At 59.3% G+C, this 16,138-nt stretch carries 9 protein-coding genes; 3 read left to right on the forward strand and 6 right to left on the reverse strand.

The window, feature by feature from the left end:
* Positions 1 to 25 precede the first annotated feature (25 nt).
* The 3 genes from ACVWZG_RS07740 to purM form a co-directional block, all read right to left on the reverse strand.
* Positions 26 to 811, reverse strand: coding sequence for an ABC transporter permease (locus tag ACVWZG_RS07740; RefSeq protein ID WP_011433262.1), 786 nt, complete (start codon positions 809 to 811; stop codon positions 26 to 28).
* Positions 808 to 1,818 carry an ABC transporter ATP-binding protein gene (locus ACVWZG_RS07745; protein ID WP_414343290.1) on the reverse strand — a complete coding sequence of 337 codons (1,011 nt, stop codon included), beginning with the start codon at positions 1,816 to 1,818 and terminating at the stop codon, positions 808 to 810. The genes ACVWZG_RS07740 and ACVWZG_RS07745 overlap by 4 nt, the downstream gene beginning before the upstream one ends.
* A gap of 236 nt (positions 1,819 to 2,054) precedes the next feature.
* Positions 2,055 to 3,119: a phosphoribosylformylglycinamidine cyclo-ligase gene (purM, locus tag ACVWZG_RS07750; protein ID WP_414413174.1), complete on the reverse strand. Its 1,065-nt coding sequence runs from the start codon at positions 3,117 to 3,119 to the stop codon at positions 2,055 to 2,057.
* 144 nt (positions 3,120 to 3,263) lie between these two features.
* Here purM and ACVWZG_RS07755 point away from each other — a divergent pair, with 144 nt between their 5' ends.
* Positions 3,264 to 4,430, forward strand: coding sequence for a septal ring lytic transglycosylase RlpA family protein (locus ACVWZG_RS07755; RefSeq protein ID WP_457405842.1), 1,167 nt, complete (start codon positions 3,264 to 3,266; stop codon positions 4,428 to 4,430).
* On the opposite strand, the gene ACVWZG_RS07760 is transcribed toward ACVWZG_RS07755, so the two are convergent.
* From ACVWZG_RS07760 to ACVWZG_RS07770, 3 genes are all read right to left on the reverse strand, one after another.
* Positions 4,431 to 5,441: a response regulator gene (locus tag ACVWZG_RS07760; protein ID WP_457405844.1), complete on the reverse strand. Its 1,011-nt coding sequence runs from the start codon at positions 5,439 to 5,441 to the stop codon at positions 4,431 to 4,433.
* Positions 5,438 to 8,500: a PAS domain S-box protein gene (locus ACVWZG_RS07765; RefSeq protein WP_457405846.1), complete on the reverse strand. Its 3,063-nt coding sequence runs from the start codon at positions 8,498 to 8,500 to the stop codon at positions 5,438 to 5,440. The genes ACVWZG_RS07760 and ACVWZG_RS07765 overlap by 4 nt, the downstream gene beginning before the upstream one ends.
* Before the next feature lie 142 nt (positions 8,501 to 8,642).
* Positions 8,643 to 9,641, reverse strand: coding sequence for a ribose-phosphate pyrophosphokinase (locus ACVWZG_RS07770; RefSeq protein WP_011433256.1), 999 nt, complete (start codon positions 9,639 to 9,641; stop codon positions 8,643 to 8,645).
* Between the two features lie 119 nt (positions 9,642 to 9,760).
* On the opposite strand from ACVWZG_RS07770, the gene ACVWZG_RS07775 reads away from it, so the two are divergent.
* A complete protein-coding gene (locus tag ACVWZG_RS07775; RefSeq protein ID WP_457405848.1) occupies positions 9,761 to 11,284 on the forward strand; it encodes an ABC transporter ATP-binding protein in 1,524 nt (507 codons plus the stop codon).
* A gap of 131 nt (positions 11,285 to 11,415) precedes the next feature.
* On the forward strand, positions 11,416 to 16,083 hold the full coding sequence (locus ACVWZG_RS07780; protein WP_457405850.1) for an NINE protein: 4,668 nt from the start codon (positions 11,416 to 11,418) through the stop codon (positions 16,081 to 16,083).
* Positions 16,084 to 16,138: the final 55 nt, after the last annotated feature.

Below are 16,138 nucleotides of genomic sequence, written 5' to 3' on the forward strand. Positions count from 1 at the left end.
AACACCACACTCCTCCCATCTGACCCTAGCTCTGTTGCCAGCGCAGGCTTTCCACCGATTGCACCGTGGCAAACAGCCCCAGGACGATGATGCTCAAGAAAAGAATGAGGCTGCTGCTGCTGAGGATCCCTTGCACCCAGTTGCTATATTGCTGCAGCAAAGACACATGCCGCAGCGTTGCAGCAATCCAGTTCTCCTCCTGGCCGGCTGCCGCGTCGATCACCCAGAGCAACAAAATCAAGCCAAAGGTTGCCACTGCTGCGATGAGCGTGCTGTCTGTTAGAGACGAGATAAACAACCCCAAGGCCATGACACTGCCCGCCAGCAGGGTTAGGCCCACATAGCCCATCAAGGTCAGGCGGTAGTCCACTGCCGGGTTGGCGCTGCTCAGCACCAGCACATGGTAGACCAGCGGCGGCAGCAGCAGCGTGATGAAAAACACCCAGACCGCCAACCATTTGCCCAGGGCCACCTCCAAGTTGGTGATGGGAGAAGTAGCCAGCAGCTCCATCGTGCCTCGCCGCCGCTCCTCGGCATAGGAGCTCATGGTGAAGATGGGCAATAGAAATAAGGAGAGGGTGCCCAAGAGGTTGAGAAACTGCTGTGACAGGATGGTGGCCGCGTCGAAATTGTTCTCCTGGCCGAACTGGGCGAAAAGATCCACCTGCTGAGAAAAGCTGATCACCCGCACCAGAATATTAAAGAAGAAAAACCCCGCCAGTCCCCAAAACACCGCGGCCACCACATAGGCAATGGGGGAGGTGAAGTAGCCGCGCAGCTCTTTGCGAAAAATGGCAACCACTCCGTTCATGCCGCTTCCTCCAATGCGCCCTCAGATCCCTCTTGCGTAGTGAGCTGCAGGAAAATCTCTTCCAAAGAAGCCTGCGGGCGGCCTATCTCGTAGAGGTCGATCCCTGCCTGCACCAGCACCCTGGCCACCTCCGGGATCCAGCCGTCCGCGGCAGCGTTGCTCTTGAGCTGCACCTGCCAGCGGGAGGGATCCGCCGCCAAGGGCTGTAGGCTCACCACCTCCACTTGGGGCAAAGGCTGCAGGGCCGTCCGGATGGCCATTGCCTCGGTTGCCCCCACCACCAGCTTTGCCTGCTGCCGATCCTGGAGCTGGGCTGTCAGCTCGGCAGGCGTGCCAATGGCCGCCACCTGGCCGCGGTTGATGATCACCACTCGGTCGCAGGTCATGCTCACCTCGGGCAGGATGTGGGTGGAGAGGATGATGGTGTGCTCCCCCGCCAGGCTCTTGATGAGCTTGCGCACCTCGATAATCTGCTTGGGATCCAGCCCAATGGTGGGCTCATCCAGGATGATCACCGGCGGGTCGTGAACCAGAGCTTGGGCGATGCCCACCCGCTGCTTAAACCCCTTGGAGAGCTTGCGGATGAGGGTGTGGCGCTTTTCTTCCAGGCTGCACCGCCGGATCGCCTCGTCCACCCGCCTGGGCCGATCGCCAGCGCTGACCCGCTTGATCTGGGCCACAAAGTGCAGGTACGCCTCCACCGTCATGTCGGGGTAGAGGGGTGGGTTTTCCGGCAGATAGCCAATGCGCTGCCGCACCGCCATCGAGTTTTCGTGAACATCAAACCCGGCCACCCGCGCCGTCCCCTCGCTGGCAGGCAGATACCCCGCCAAAATGCGCATGGAAGTGGTCTTGCCAGCCCCATTCGGCCCCAAAAAACCCATGATCTCGCCGGCGTTCACCTGGAAGGAAACATCGCGGATGGCAGTGAAGCTGCCGTAGGTTTTGCTCAGATGCTCAACTTCGATGGCACCCGCGGTTGCACGAGCAGTGGGTAAACCTGTCATCAGCAACTCCTAACCTAGAAGGTCAGCGGTGGTTGGCAAACGGCCCAAGTCTGTGCAGGCTAAGGCTGAGTTGCCCATATTCCAAGTAAAGACGAATGCTAGGAAGAGATTACAGGCTCGGGCAAGAACACGGGCAACCGTGCTGAGGCCACATGCCAACTTAGCATAGCGACGGCGAGGATGAGTCGAGGGAACTGGGATCCCTTTCCCCCTTTTGGTGGGGATCCATCGGTTGGCTAGTCGGCAGGGCTTGTGAGGGATCCCCACTGTTCCAGTCCCAGAACGCGGCTCTCCCCTGGATTGGCTGCCACCACCTCCCCAATGGGGAAGGCTTCGGGGAGCAGGGATCTCACCTGATTTTCCGCCTCAGGGGGGATCACCAGCACATAGCCCACCCCCAGGTTGAAGGTGCGGAACATCTCCAAGGTCTCCACCTGGCCCTGTTCTTGGAGCCAGAGAAACTCCTGTGGGATGGGCCAGCTATGGGGCTGCAGCCGCGCCGCCTGGTTGGGGGCCAAACAGCGGGGCAAGTTTTCCGGGATCCCGCCGCCAGTGATGTGGGCCATGCCGTGGATGGCGATCCCTGCTGCCTGCAGCCGCTGCACCGCCTGCACGTAGATGCGGGTGGGGGTGAGGAATACTTCCGCCAAAGGCCGATCCCAGCCGGGAGGCCGGTGATCCCAGCGCCAACCCCGGTCGGCCACAATCCGCCGCACCAAGCTGTAGCCGTTGCTGTGTAGGCCGCTGCTGGGCAAAGCCAACAACCGATCCCCAAGCTGTACCCGCGACCCATCCAGAATGGCCGCCTTCTCCACAATTCCCACACAAAACCCGGCCAGGTCGTACTTCCCAGGGGGATAAAACCCCGGCATCTCCGCCGTTTCCCCGCCCAGCAGTTGGCAGCCCGCTTCCTGGCAGCCTGCCAAGATGCCATCGATCACCTGCCACAGGGCTTCCGGCTCCAGCTTGCCGGTGGCCACATAGTCCAAGAAAAACAGCGGCCGGGCCCCCACCGTCAGCACATCGTTGGCACACATCGCCACCAGATCGACGCCCACCCCCTGGTGCTGACCCCACTGCTGGGCAATGTCCAGCTTTGTCCCCACCCCATCGGTGCCCGCCACCAACACCGGCGCTTGATACCCTGTCGGCAGCTCAAACAGGCCGGCAAAGCCGCCGATGCCACCCAAGGTTTCTGAAGAACCTGAAGACGGAACTTGAATCCGTTCAACGCGCTCGCGGATCCCCCTGACAAAGGCCTGGCCCAGATCGATGTCAACCCCTGCTGAGCGGTAGTCCAAGATGCCGAAACCCCTTATGCTGTCAAGACTTGAGCTCCTGTGTCCGACCGTACAAACGGGTCAACTCAGAAACCTATGGTACATTAACTTCTGTTTTAACCGTCGCCTTGGAAGTTGTACAGGATTGGAGAGGAGCGCGGCCTCATGCGAAATTGGAAACAGCTTGGACAGGGACTGGATCCCGCCCGCAAAATGGGCTTGGTCAGCTGTCTCTGTGTCACGGCTTTGGGCTTGCCGGTAGGCATGTTGGGCGGCTTGACTTCGCGAGCACAAGCCTCGACGCGAACCGGATCCCCCAACACCCGAGCAGCAGAGCTGTCACCTGCATCCAAATTGCCCCCCCCGGCCACCCCTTCCCAACCCCTCCCTGCTGCCGCAGCCCCAGTCAGAACGCTGCCGAGAATTCCCCAAACCTCTATCTCCGACCACAAAGGTCTTGCCCCTGCCAAACTGGGTACCCTGAACTTGGATCCTTCTTTGAACCGAACTCGCCAGGCAATCCCGCACCGCCTGGAAGAGGATCCCATTCTCAAGATCGGCGAGCAACGGCAGCAAACCAGCCAGCCCATCTCCACCCTCTACGACTATCAGATGGACGGGCAACAGGTGGTTACTGTCTATGTGCGGGATCTGCCCATTGTCAGTTTTGTCGAGCACCCTGGGCTGGAGCCACCGCTCATGCGGGCCAGCGCCCTTGTGGCCCAGCTCAACCAAATGGCCCAGGGATCCCTGAAAGACACCACCATCACCCTAGGTTGGGCAGGTTTGGAATTGGCCGAACAAGGCTTGGGTGTTCCTCTCTACACCATTCAGGTCAACAACAAGGAATTGCTGCGCATCGACGATGGAGTGCTGTTGATCGACAACCAGCGCCCGGTGGATGTGGCTGTTTTGGCCGCCAACCGTCTCCGCCGTCTGCTGCTCGATGCCCCGCCCATTTCAGCTCCGGCCCTGCCTCAACCGGCTGCTCTGACCGCCAAAGCCGCTGTTGCAGGTTCCAAGCCGAAAACAGCCCCTCAACAGGAACCCGCCCCTGTCCGCGTGGTTGGGCCTGTGCAAGAGGGCATTGCTTCTTGGTATGACCTGCACCCAACCCGCCATGAGATGACGGCTGCCCACCCCACCCTGCCCTTTGGCACCGAGGTACGGGTGACCAACCTGAAAAACGGACGCCAGGCTGTCGTGCGCATCAACGATCGCGGCCCTTTTATCCCCGGTCGGATCATCGACCTCTCCCTGCGGGCGGCAGAGGTGTTGGGGATGGTGCGCTCAGGGCTGGCGCCTGTGCGGGTGGAAGTGCTGCAACGCTAGCTAGGGCACGGGTGAAAAGCGCTTGGAATCGGGGGAATAGCGCCAAGAAATGCCGTCGGGATCCCGGCTGCGGCTCCACTCCGGAAACCCGGTTTTGAATTTCCAGTAGGTAATGGCGGAAACCACCACCCCCAACCGTTCCGCCAACTGAGTCTGGTTGAGGGGGCGCAGCGGTGCCCGTGGCGCCGTAACGGCGGTGGGGCTGGGTGCGGGGGCAGAGCCTGCCGACTCTTGGGGGGCCGTGGCTGCAGGGGTGGGCGCTTCCTCCTCCAACCGGTGACTACGGCTGGGCTCCTGGGGACGCAGCAGGCTGAACTGGCTCAACAGGCCAACATTTTCCAGGTTTAAAAGATTTTCCAGGTTAGAGGTCTGGTGGATCAGCTCCAGCTCACGGCGAAACTCATCCTCCAGCACCTGCAGATAGTGCTCCCGCTTCTGCTCCGACTCGGCATCCTTGAGCAGACCCAAGGCAAAGCTGAGGTTCGAGAGGGGCTCGCTCAGATCCTGCAAGAATTTCTTGAACAGAGTGCCCTTCACCTCCGAGAACTGCTGCAACTGCTGCAGTTTTTGCCGCAGCTCCTCGATTCTTTTCTCTTCCAGCTTGCGGTTCTCGAGGCTCTGGCGGTGGTTGTGCAGGGCAATTTCAATGGTGGTGTAGAGTTCCCGCTCTTTGAAAGGCTTGATGATGTAGCCGAAGGGCCGGGTCTCCTTGACGCGGGAGAGGGTGTCTTCGTCGGCGTAGGCCGTCAGATGCACCACCGGAATGTTGAAGCGCTCGGTGATCCGCTTGGCGGCTTCTATACCATCGATATCGCCTTTTAGGACGATATCCATCAAGACCAAGTCCACCGGCATCTCTTCCAGCCTTCGGATTGCTTCTTCCCCGGAAGAAGCAATGGCGGGCACAGCGTAGCCAAATTTTTTCAGAACGTTGGCAATGTCCTTGGCGATGATCTTCTCGTCCTCGACGACCAGAATACTGCCTTTGACAAGGGGTGGAACTCTCTTCAAGGCTCGCTCCTCGGAAAGGTAATGATGAAGGTGGTACCCGGTTTGCTTCTCAATTGTATCTTGCCCTGTAGCTGATCGGTGAGGGTTGCAACCAGTTGTAAACCCAGAGATTGAGTTTCCTTGAAGTCAAAGTTCGGGGGCAAGCCAACGCCATTGTCGGAGACTCGCAACTGAGTATATTTGCGGGTTCGGCTGAAATGAATCTCTATCTCCCCGCTGCGGCCCTTCGGGAAGGCATACTTGAGGCTGTTGGTCACCAACTCGTTGATGATCAGGCCACACAAGACCGCATCGTCCAGGTTGAGGCGGATCCCTTCGGCGCGGATGTTGGCGCGAATGCTCTCGGGGTTTACCCCGTAAGAGTGAAAGAGGTTGGAGATCAAATTGTGTAGGTACTGCTTGAGATCCACAGCGGCCAGATTGTTGGATTGGTACAAACCTTCGTGGATCAAAGACATGGCTTGAATACGGCTGCCGGCATCCTTAAAAACGCGGGCGTACTTGCGGCTTTTGATTTGGTCAGCTTGGAGCCGCAGCAGGCTGGAGATGATTTGCAGGTTGTTTTTGACGCGGTGGTGAATCTCCCGCAGCAGGACTTCTTTTTCCTGAAGGGCAGCTTGGATCTGCAGCTTTGCCCGTTTTTCTTCGGTAATGTCTTCGCAAATGCCGATGATGAAGAGGTTTTTGCCCTCGGGATCCCGGACTGCAGAGACTGCCAGGCGGCACCAAACCACCTTTCCGCTGCGGTGGATGTAGCGTTTTTCCAGGTGGTAGCGATCCCGTTGGCCGTTCAAAACCTCCTGGAAGAGTTGCCAATCTTCCTGAATGTCCTCGGGATGGGTGAGGTCGCAGAAGCTCATGTGGGTCAGTTCGGCAGCGCTATAGCCCAAGATCTCTTCCAGAGCGGGGTTCACTTTTAGGTAATGGCCCCGATGATCGACGATGGAAATGCCCAGGGCTGACTGCTGGAAGATGCCCCGTAAACTCAGCTCACTTTGGCGAAGGGCTGCCTCGGCTTGCTTGCGCTCGGTAATGTCCAAAATCTGGCTTAGAAAGTAGCTGGGATCCCCTTGGGCCGTGCGCACCAGGGTGATGCGAAGAATGGCATAGACTATTTGGCCGTTCTTGTGGATGTAGCGTTGTTCCTGTTCGCACTGATGCACCTGGCCGGCCAGCAGGCGGTTGCTGTTTTCCAGAGTGGTGGCGATGTCGTCGGGATGGGTGATGTCGAGGACGGTTTTCCCTTTGAGATCCTCCAGGGTGTAGCCCAGGGTTTCGGTAAAAGCGGCGTTGATTTGCAAATAGGTGCCATCCACGTGGGTCATGGCCTTGGCAATGGGGGCCCATTCAAAGGATTGGCGGAAGCGTTCTTCACTTTCTTTGAGGGCAATTTCTGCCTCCACGCGGGCGCTGATGTCGATCACCTGGTTGAGAAACTGGGTGGGCTGTCCTTCCTCGTCGGTGAGCAGGGTGGCCTGAAACAGCACATGAACAACCTGACCGGAACGATGGGTGTAGCGAATCTGGCGCTGGCTGACGGAGACCTTCCCCGCCAACAAAGCCTCATTGGTCCCCAGCAGTGGGTTGACATCTTCGGGGTGGAGAATGTCCAGTTGTTGCCGATGTTTCAATTCTTCGGGGGTGTAGCCGACAATCTGGGCAAAGGCATCGTTGACCTGGATAAATCGCCCCTGCAAGTCCACAAGGGCAATTCCATTGGGGGCCAGCTCAAAAATCTGCCGAAAATGGTTGGCGCTTTGTTGCCAGGCTTGCTCTATACGACGCCGTTCGGCTTCCAGTTGCTTGGACTCAGTGATGTCTTCGACGATCCCTGCCACCCGATAGATTTTGCCCTCTTTGTCGGCGATGGGAAAGGTGCGTTCTCGCAGCCAAATCAGGCGGCCATCAGTGTGATAAATGCGGAAGACAACATCGGTGGATTTGCCCTCCGATTGGGCTTTGAGGATGGTGGGGAACAACCAGCGGTCGTCGGGGTGGATCTGGCGGATCCAGGCTTGGGGGTTGGCGTAGGCCTCTTCGGCGGAAAGGCCCCAAATGGCTTCACAGGCTGGGCTGACGTAGATCAGCTCTTTGCTGTAGAGTGTTGTGATCCAAAACAGTTGCTGCGTATTCTCTGCCAGTTGCAGAAAACGATGCTCGCTCTCTCGGCGGGCCTCTTCCAATTGTTGTTGTCGTTCTTTCAGTTGACGGGATGCTGTGATGTCGGTAACAAATCCTTCAAAATAGAGGGGATCCCCTTGGTCGTTGTAGATGGTACGGGCATTTAAAGAAATCCAAATTAGCCTGCCATCTTTGCAGCAGACTTGGTGTTCAAAATTCACAACTTGACCTTCTCTCAGCATGCGCTGGATGAATTCGGCTCGTTGCTCCGGATCGCTATAGATTTGGGTGCCAATATCGGAGACGTTGTGCATCAAATCCTCAGGGGATTCGTAGCCGAAAATATGGGCCAAGGCCGGGTTGGCAACCAGATATTTGCCCTCTAGGGTGGTTTGAAAAATGCCTTCGACGGCGTTCTCGAAGATCTGCTGGTAGCGGGCAGCAGTGCTGCGGCTGTCCTGCAGTTGGGATTGGAGCTGCTCGAGGGTTTGCCGATGCTCCTGGGCTTGGAGAAGAATGTGCTTCAGGCTGAGGGCAACGAGGTCAATCTGTTCCCGTTCAAAGGAACTCAGTTGGCGAGGATGGCAGTCAAGCAGGTGCAGATCGGCCAACCGGATCCCCTGCTCAGTCTGCAAGAGGAAGGATTCATGAAAAGGCCATTGCTCAGAGCCGACATCGGGGTTGAAAGGTTCTCCGGCTGGGATCCCTTGCGGATCCCGGTAGAGGATCCCTTTTGAAGGCGAGTGGGGATCCGATCCCGGCTGGGCCAGTTCTAGATAGACCAAAGGTACTTTCAACAGTTGACCCAACAATTGCAACAGCGGGTACAGCGCTGTACCCAGTTCGGTTTGAAGGGACTGCCCTTCCCTGGGAGCAGCCTGCGGGGGAGCAAAACCGTGCACAACGGATCTTGGCGAGCGAGAAATGGGAGGTGACATGGGAAAACCTGGCCGAGGAGCTGGCTCAACCCAGTCCATCACGACAGATCGGGGGTGCCTGGTTGGGCTGATCTCCACAGGGAAAAGGAGCAGGCGCGCCCACCCTGCACCCACTATACTTTAGCGATACTCTGGAGAAACTTTAGTGAAACATGCTGCTGACGGAGCTATCTTCATGGATGCGCCAGATCGCTTCCCCCAGCACATTGGCTACCGAGAGAACGGTTAATTCGGGAAAGTGCTGCTCTGGAGGGATAGGGATGGTGTTGGTGACGATCACCTCTTCAAATAGACCACCCCGCAGGCGTTGAATGGCCGGCTCAGAAAAAACAGGATGAATGGCGCAGGCATAAACCGCTTTGGCTCCCAGCTTGCGCAGCAATTTTGCCCCTTCCGAGATGGTGCCTGCGGTATCGATCATGTCATCCACAAGGATGGCAGTTTTCCCCCGCACATCCCCAATCAGATTCATGACTTCCACATCGTTGTGGGCTTGGCGGCGCTTGTCAATGATTGCCAGAGGGGCTTCCTTGAGTTTTTTGGCAAAGGCACGGGCACGGGCCACACCCCCCACATCGGGAGAGACGACCACAATGTCTTCGTCGAGCAAGCCCTTTTCCTTGAGGTAAGCCTGTAATACCGGCTGGGCGTAGACGTGGTCGAGGGGAATGTCGAAGTAGCCTTGAATCTGGGCCGAGTGCAGATCCATAGCCAGCACACGGTGAGCTCCCGCCTGGGTAATCATGTTGGCCACCAGCTTGGCGGTGATCGCTTCTCGGCCTGCCGTTTTGCGGTCGGCACGAGCGTAGCCGTAGTAGGGCAAGACAGCGGTGATCTGCCGGGCAGAGGCACGGCGACAGGCGTCAATAATGACCAGCAGTTCCATTAGGTGGTCGTTGACGGGGCGGCAGGTGGGCTGCACCAAGTAGACATCGGCACCCCGAATCGACTCCTGAATTTGGATGTACAGCTCGCCATCGGCAAAGCGCTTGCGCAACATCGGGCCCAGATCCATGCCCAAGTAACGCGCCACCTCTTGAGCCAGAGCCGGGTTAGCGCTGCCTGAGAAGATTTTGAGGCGGTTGCTATCCGAGATGGGTGGCAGGGGGGAAGGGCGGAGAAGAGGGGCAGGGCGAACCACAGATCGATGCTGAACTCGTCCGCAGCCAACGCCTAACGGCGAGCTGTCGCTATCGTAGCACCAGCACTTGCAACCTCAGCAACTGTATTCTTGGGGATTTTCTGGGGAGGCAGGTTACTATGAGCAGAATGAAGGTCGAGCTGCTGCACATCCACAAGAGTTTTGGGGCGGTACAGGCGAACCGCGATGTGTCCTTGCGGGTGGAGGCGGGCACAATCCACGGCCTGCTTGGGGAGAATGGGGCCGGCAAAAGTACCTTGGTCAAGATCCTGAGCGGCTTTCTGCGCTGCGATCAGGGGGAGATTTGGATCGATGGGCAACCGGTTCGCATCGACAGCCCTGCAGCAGCCATTCGCCTGGGCATTGGCATGTTGCACCAGGATCCCTTGGATTTTCCTTCTCTGACGGTACTAGAAAACTTTATTGCCGGGCAACGAGGGCGCTTGGGCTTGGGGCTGCGGGAAAGCCGAAGACGTCTCGAGAAAGCCTGTGAAGAGTTTGGTTTCAATCTCAACCCCGATGGAGCCATCGGCAGTTTGACGGTGGGGGAACGGCAACAACTGGAAATGCTGCGGTTGCTTTCCCTGGGGATCAACACCTTGATTTTGGATGAGCCAACGACGGGCATTTCTGCAGCGCAAAAAGATCTTCTGTTCGCGGCTCTGAGAAGGTTGGCGGAGCAGGGCAAATCGGTGATCTTCGTCTCCCACAAGCTGGCCGATGTGGAGTGCCTTTGCGATCGGGTGACGGTGATGCGGCAGGGGGAGGTGGTGGGGGAGCTGCCTGTTAGAGGTGAGGACATTGCCCTGCTGGAACAGCGGTTGATCGATTGGATGTTCGGGCGGGAGTTGACACCCCCAGCTCGGCCCCATTCTCCGCAAAGGAGAGCGGATCCCCTGTTGGAGTTGCGCTCCCTGGTGGTGCGGCATGAGCCGTTTGCCTTGGCTTTGCCAGATCTGGCGGTGCAGCCGGGGGAAGTGATTGGGTTGGCTGGTTTGGAAGGCAGTGGGCAACGCTCTTTCCTGCTCACCTGTGCAGGGTTGTTGCCGCCCAGGCGTGGCCGGATTCTGTTGGGGGGGCAGGAGATGACAGGCCGTCCTTACGGCGACTATCTGCGCTGTGGGGTGGGGTTTTCTCCGGCGGATCGGCTGCGGGAAGGGCTGATCCCCGGCTTAACCTTGCAGGAGCATTTTGCCCTCCAGCAGCAGGATCCCTGGATCAACTGGGCTCTGGCCCGTCAACAGGCCCAAGCGGCCATTGAACACTTCAGCATTCGCGGTCACCCCTACAGCCGGGTGGAGCAACTCTCGGGGGGCAACCAGCAGCGCAGCCAGTTGGCTCTCTTGCCCACACCCCTGAGTCTTTTGCTGATGGAGCACCCAACGCGAGGGTTGGACATTGAGTCGGCGCTGTGGGTCTGGGGGCAATTGCTGGAACGCACCCAAGCGGGTACGGCTATTCTTTTTGCCTCTGCAGATTTGGACGAGATCCTGGAGTATAGCAACCGGGTGATGGTGTTCAGCGGCGGACAAGTCTCGGAGCCCATTCCGGCGGCGGAGCTCACCGTTTCACGCCTGGGACAGATGATGACACTCCCCGTCACCAACAGCAGCGAGATTCCAGGGATCCCGACCGAGGTTTAGAGGGCTGGTCGCATCAGCAGGAACTGACACTCTGCCGGAGCAAGAGAAGGATTTGAGAACAGCATGGCAACCGGACAGAGCAAGGCTTAGAGTAGCAGTAGCCCCAAGCCTTTTGCTCAAGGAATCTGGCCATGGGATCCCAGGATCGCGCTCCGCCCTCAGGAACAGAGGAGCCGCAATCTGACCGTTCGCGCTCCTCGGACGACGTCCTTTTGCAGCTCACCGTTCGGGGATCCCGGCAGCAGGTGTTGCGAGGTTTGCGAGCTTGGCTGGAGCTGGGCTTACTGACCCCAGAGCACTTTCGCTTGCTGGTGGAGCAGTATCGGCTAGAGGGGGAGGAACCAAGGTCAGCGGCAGTTTCCCCCAGCGACGAGATCCCGGCTCGTCTTGGCTCGGCCTACGTGCTCTGGATTTTGGGTTTGTTTGGCATCTGTGGCCTGCACCGTTTTTATCTGGGCCGCTGGCGGACGGGTTTGCTCTGGCTGTTGACCTTTGGGCTGCTGGGGATCGGACAGCTCCTGGATTTGATTTGGATCCCAGGGATGGTGCGAGAAAGAAATGCTCGCCTGGCTGGATCTGGAGTTGAGGCGGGAGAAGAGCCCCAAGCTGCCCCTCAATCCACTCGCGCTACTCGGACGGAGTCCTTGCCCCCCCCTACCCCGGCGCTGGCTGTTTTGCTGCGGAACTTGCTGTCAGAGCTGAGCGTGGCTTGGCTGTTGCTGCTGGGCCTGTTTTTGGTGGTGGTGTCCTCGGGGGTGCTGGCGGCCAGCCACTGGGAGCAATTTTCTCCAACTGCTCAGTATGGGGTGCTCTTGGCCTATACGGCGGCTTTTGGGGTAGGTGCTGGATGGATCCAACGGCAGGAAGGGCTGCGTCTAACCGGTCAAACCTTGGAGGCTATTGCCCTGCTGCTGGTGCCGGTGAACGTGTGGGCCCTGGATGGGCTGGGGATCCCTTGGGGGATCCGCATCCTGGCGCTGGGCTTGCTGCTGGGGATCCCGTTGACGGCTGAGGGTCGGGTGCGCTCGCTGGGTTCAGGTGCCGGCTTTCGCAACAGCGGTGTGGAGCCCAATGCCTTTTCCAATGCCTTTTACGGAACCTTGGTGAACTTTTTGGCCCTCTCTGGCTTGCACGCTTTCTGGAGCTTGGGGCCGCAGGAGCTTCGCCCTGCTTTTGTCCTGGGGATCCTGTATCTGGGGATCCTCAGCACCGTGATTTACACCTGGAGCCGCCGGTCTCGGGAATTACGGGGCTCCAAGATCTGGCTAATCGGGGCTGCCGGATCCCTGTTAATCCTACGGGGGCTGCTGTCTGGGCATGTCCAAGTGCCGCAGTTGGGGTTGGCGGTGGCCCTGTTGGGTTGGCTAGCAGCGGAATGGCCCCAGGGATCCCCGGACGTCGTAGCAGAAGGCGCTCAGGAGGGGACGCTCTCCCGCTGGTGGGAGGGGAGCTGGGTGCTGTTGGTGGTGGGCTGGCTGCTGGCTGCCATTGGCTTGGCGGAGAGCCCTTTCAGCGGCTGGCAGTTGCTGGGGATTAGCCTGCTGGGGATCCATGTCTTAATCGGGCGCTTGCGCCGACACACCCAGTCGCCCCAGCGGGACGAAGTCCTTAGGGTGCATTTGACGTTGCTGTTCTTGCTGGGCCTGGAAACTTGCTGGGCTTTTTGGCAGGTGTGGCCAGCAAGCTGGCGGCAAGAGGTTGTAGCTACAGTAACCAACTGGTTTCAGCCCCTTGATTCCCCTTGGGGCTTGCTGGGGTTGGCGCTGCTGCCCTACGAGGTGCTGTGGCTGGGGTTGGCGGCCCGCTGGCAGAGGAGCGGTCCAGAAGCCGGTGAGACAGGCTTTTCTAGGCTGGTAGAACCGACAGAGTGCTTGGTGCTGGGGTTGGGCGGATCCCTGCTGCTCTTGAGCCTTCCCTATCCGGCCATTCGCTTCTGGCATTTGCTTTTGAGTACTGGCATCCTGACCTGGTGGCTGCGGCAGAAGTCCAAGAGAGCTGAGCTCCTCGATCCCCGCTGGGTATTTCTCACCCATGCCTACGGGCTGGGGGCGCTGCTGGCCGGGATCCGCTGGCTTTTGCCCGACTTGTTCGCGCCAGCGGTGCGGAGCACTAGCCTGTCCAGTTGGGGAGTGGTTCTGCTGCTGGTGGGCCTATTGCAATGGGCAGGGCGGGTAGCTCTGGGTGGGTCAGAGCGCTTTTTTTGGGGAGTGCCTGCGGAGCTGTGGCAGCGAAGTGCAGATGGCATAGGGCTGGTGCTGGTGGGATCCAGCTACTTGGCGTTTTTGCTGCAACGGTTCCTTGATTCGTCTGCGACTGGTGAACAATCCATGGGCTGGCTGTGGCTGCTGGTGCCTCTTGTTTTAACGGCAGCTCAGGTATTGGCCCTGCCCCCCCTGGAGTTCATGCCCCGCTGGCTGCAGATCCCAGAGCAAGGGGAGGTGGGATTCCTTTCCTGGCGGCAGGGGATCCCGGAGCGCGGGTCTTTGCGTTTCCCGGCAGTTCTCTCCCTTTTGCTGGCCCAGTTACTCACCTTTGGAAGGCCGGGGGTTGAGTTTCTGGGTCTGGGCTTGGGGTTGCTGCTGATGGCCACTCAGGTGTGGGTGTGGGCCTCTTTCCCCTCCGCCGACCATGAGCTCCACACCGCCAACGCAGTTGTTCCAGCAGAGGTGCTGTTGACAGTGACGTTTGGCTGGGGGTTCGGTCTGGTGGGAATCCATCGGCTGTTCCCCGCTTTAACAGAGTCAGAATGGCTGACGGCCTTGGGGGTGCTGCTGTTGTTCGCGACAGCGGTGCGGAGCACTAGCGGCTGTCGCTACAGCCTAGGGACTCCGTTCCACTACCTCTCTCCCCGCCTTCGGGCAGCTTACCGACCGGTGCTGGATGGCTTTGGCTTTCTGCTGGGGATCGTACTTTTACTTTCCCTAACGTTGCAGACATTGCAGCCAGAAGCAGGTCGCATCGGTGGTGGAAAGTACCTGGATTCCCCAGTGGCTCTGACCCTGGCCTCTGGGACTGTCCTGGTGGCCATTGTTTTGCGGCTTTGGGTGGAAGTGGCTCCCGCTTTTTATCGCGACGGCGGTGTCCATCCTGCTGGCTTGGAGAGCGAAAGCCCGTCTCCTTCCAGGGCGGAGGATGTCTCAACTGGCGGCAGCGGTCAGGAGGCTTCGTCGGCCATCTCATGGTCTGTAATGGAGGGGCTGTCCTATGGGCTGATCTGGGCTTTGGAGCTGTTGGTGGCCAGCAGCCTCTTGTGGGTGGTACAGGGATCCCGTCCTGTTGCCCCTCTGCTTGCCGTCATCAATCTGAGCCTGGGGATCCTCTTTTGGATTGGGCCGGAGAAACTCCTCTTTGAGCGGCCCGATCGCGCTGGTGGGACGGAGTCCTCAGGGGGACAACTCCTGCAGCGGGTCAAGGCCCTGAGCTTCTGGCGGACGGGGCCTTTGATCTATGCAGGGTTGGGCTGGCTGGGATCCCATGCCCAGTGGAGTGAGGTAACGGGCTTGGGCAGCTTAGGTCTCTCCATCGTGTTGCTGGGCCTGGGGCGTCGACAGGCGGTCCAACGGGCGCAAGAGCAAGGCCGGGAAGACCTCCGTCCTGCCAACTGGAAAGGGCTCCTGGGCGCTTGGGGCGTGTCTGTGGCCGCCTACGAGAGCTGGCTTTACTTCCTCAGCCAGCGAACTGGGGGATCCCTGGCAAATGGGTTGGTGTTGATCGCTCTGTTAGGGCTGAGCTTGGCCTGGGGCTACGGCTTTTGTCCCCCTTGGCTGGCGGCGACCCTGCAGCTTAAAAGAGCTGGGTTGCGCTGGATGGCCTTGGCCAACTGGGCTCTGGCCAGCCTTGTCCTCTGGTCTGCCCTTTTCGATCCTCGCCTCAGCCGTTGGGGACAGCTCCTCTGGGTGCTGACGGGATCCGGCCTGGTGGCCTATGCCGCCGGACAGGCGAGAACCTCAACTTCAGAATCTCCGACAGAGCGAAATTGGGCGCCAACGGTCTGGGGTTACCTCAGTGCTTGGCAGGGGGCTGGGGTTCTGCTGGGCAGTGTGTTCCTGGGGCTGCCACAGCTATCCATAGCGCGATGGGCTGGATCCCTGCTCTGTGGGCTGGGGCTGGTTTACCATGGCTTGCCCTGGCGACGGTGGGGCTGGCCGTCGGATCCCTGGCACAATACGGCCTTGGTGCTACCCCTGACTGCGTTTCTGGTAACCGGGGGAGGAAACAACACCCTTAATCTGCTGTTGGGGGCAACCTACTATGCTCTGCTGTCCGTCTGGAGATCCCAGGTGCGCCTGGGCTATGTCAGCCTGTTCTTGAGCAACTGGATCCTGTGGAATTACGGCTGGCATCAGGATTGGGCTTCCCTGACGTTCTATGCCCTGCCCCTGGTGGGATCCCTGCTCTATGTGGCCCAGGTGGATCCGGGATTACAGGAAACCAACGGACGGCGGGGGCGACATTGGCTGCGGCTGGTTTCCTTGGGCACATGGCTGCTGGTGGTGCTGGTGGAAACTCACGGGCAACGGTGGACGGGCTTTTGGCCGGTAGGGTTGGGTTTGGCCTTGGGTCTGCTGGGCTTGGCCTTGCGGGTAAGAGCCTATCTCTTCGTGGGCGCGCTGGCCTTTGGGCTGGGGATCCTGCGGCAGGGATGGCTGTTGGTAACAACTGATGCGCTGCTGTTCTGGGCCACTGGGATCCTGCTGGGCCTGCTTCTGATTTGGACGGCAGCCAATCTTGAAGGGCGTCGAGAAGAGGTGGGATCCCGCCTCTCCGCTTGGCTAGGGCAACTGCAGAGCTGGGAATAGCTCCCCCCGTGGGAGAGGGGTCGAGAGTGAGCCAGTGGGGCAAGGGGCATGTCAA

Source organism: Thermostichus sp. OS-CIW-33, assembly GCF_054059615.1.

Excerpts from the sequence above, each read along its gene's own strand:
- ACVWZG_RS07740 (WP_011433262.1), bottom strand. The coding sequence starts at position 811 with ATGAACGGAGTGGTTGCCATTTTTCGCAAAGAGCTGCGCGGCTACTTC.
- ACVWZG_RS07745 (WP_414343290.1), bottom strand. The coding sequence starts at position 1,818 with ATGACAGGTTTACCCACTGCTCGTGCAACCGCGGGTGCCATCGAAGTT.
- ACVWZG_RS07755 (WP_457405842.1), top strand. The coding sequence starts at position 3,264 with ATGCGAAATTGGAAACAGCTTGGACAGGGACTGGATCCCGCCCGCAAA.
- ACVWZG_RS07765 (WP_457405846.1), bottom strand. The coding sequence starts at position 8,500 with ATGTCACCTCCCATTTCTCGCTCGCCAAGATCCGTTGTGCACGGTTTT.
- ACVWZG_RS07775 (WP_457405848.1), top strand. The coding sequence starts at position 9,761 with ATGAGCAGAATGAAGGTCGAGCTGCTGCACATCCACAAGAGTTTTGGG.
- ACVWZG_RS07780 (WP_457405850.1), top strand. The coding sequence starts at position 11,416 with ATGGGATCCCAGGATCGCGCTCCGCCCTCAGGAACAGAGGAGCCGCAA.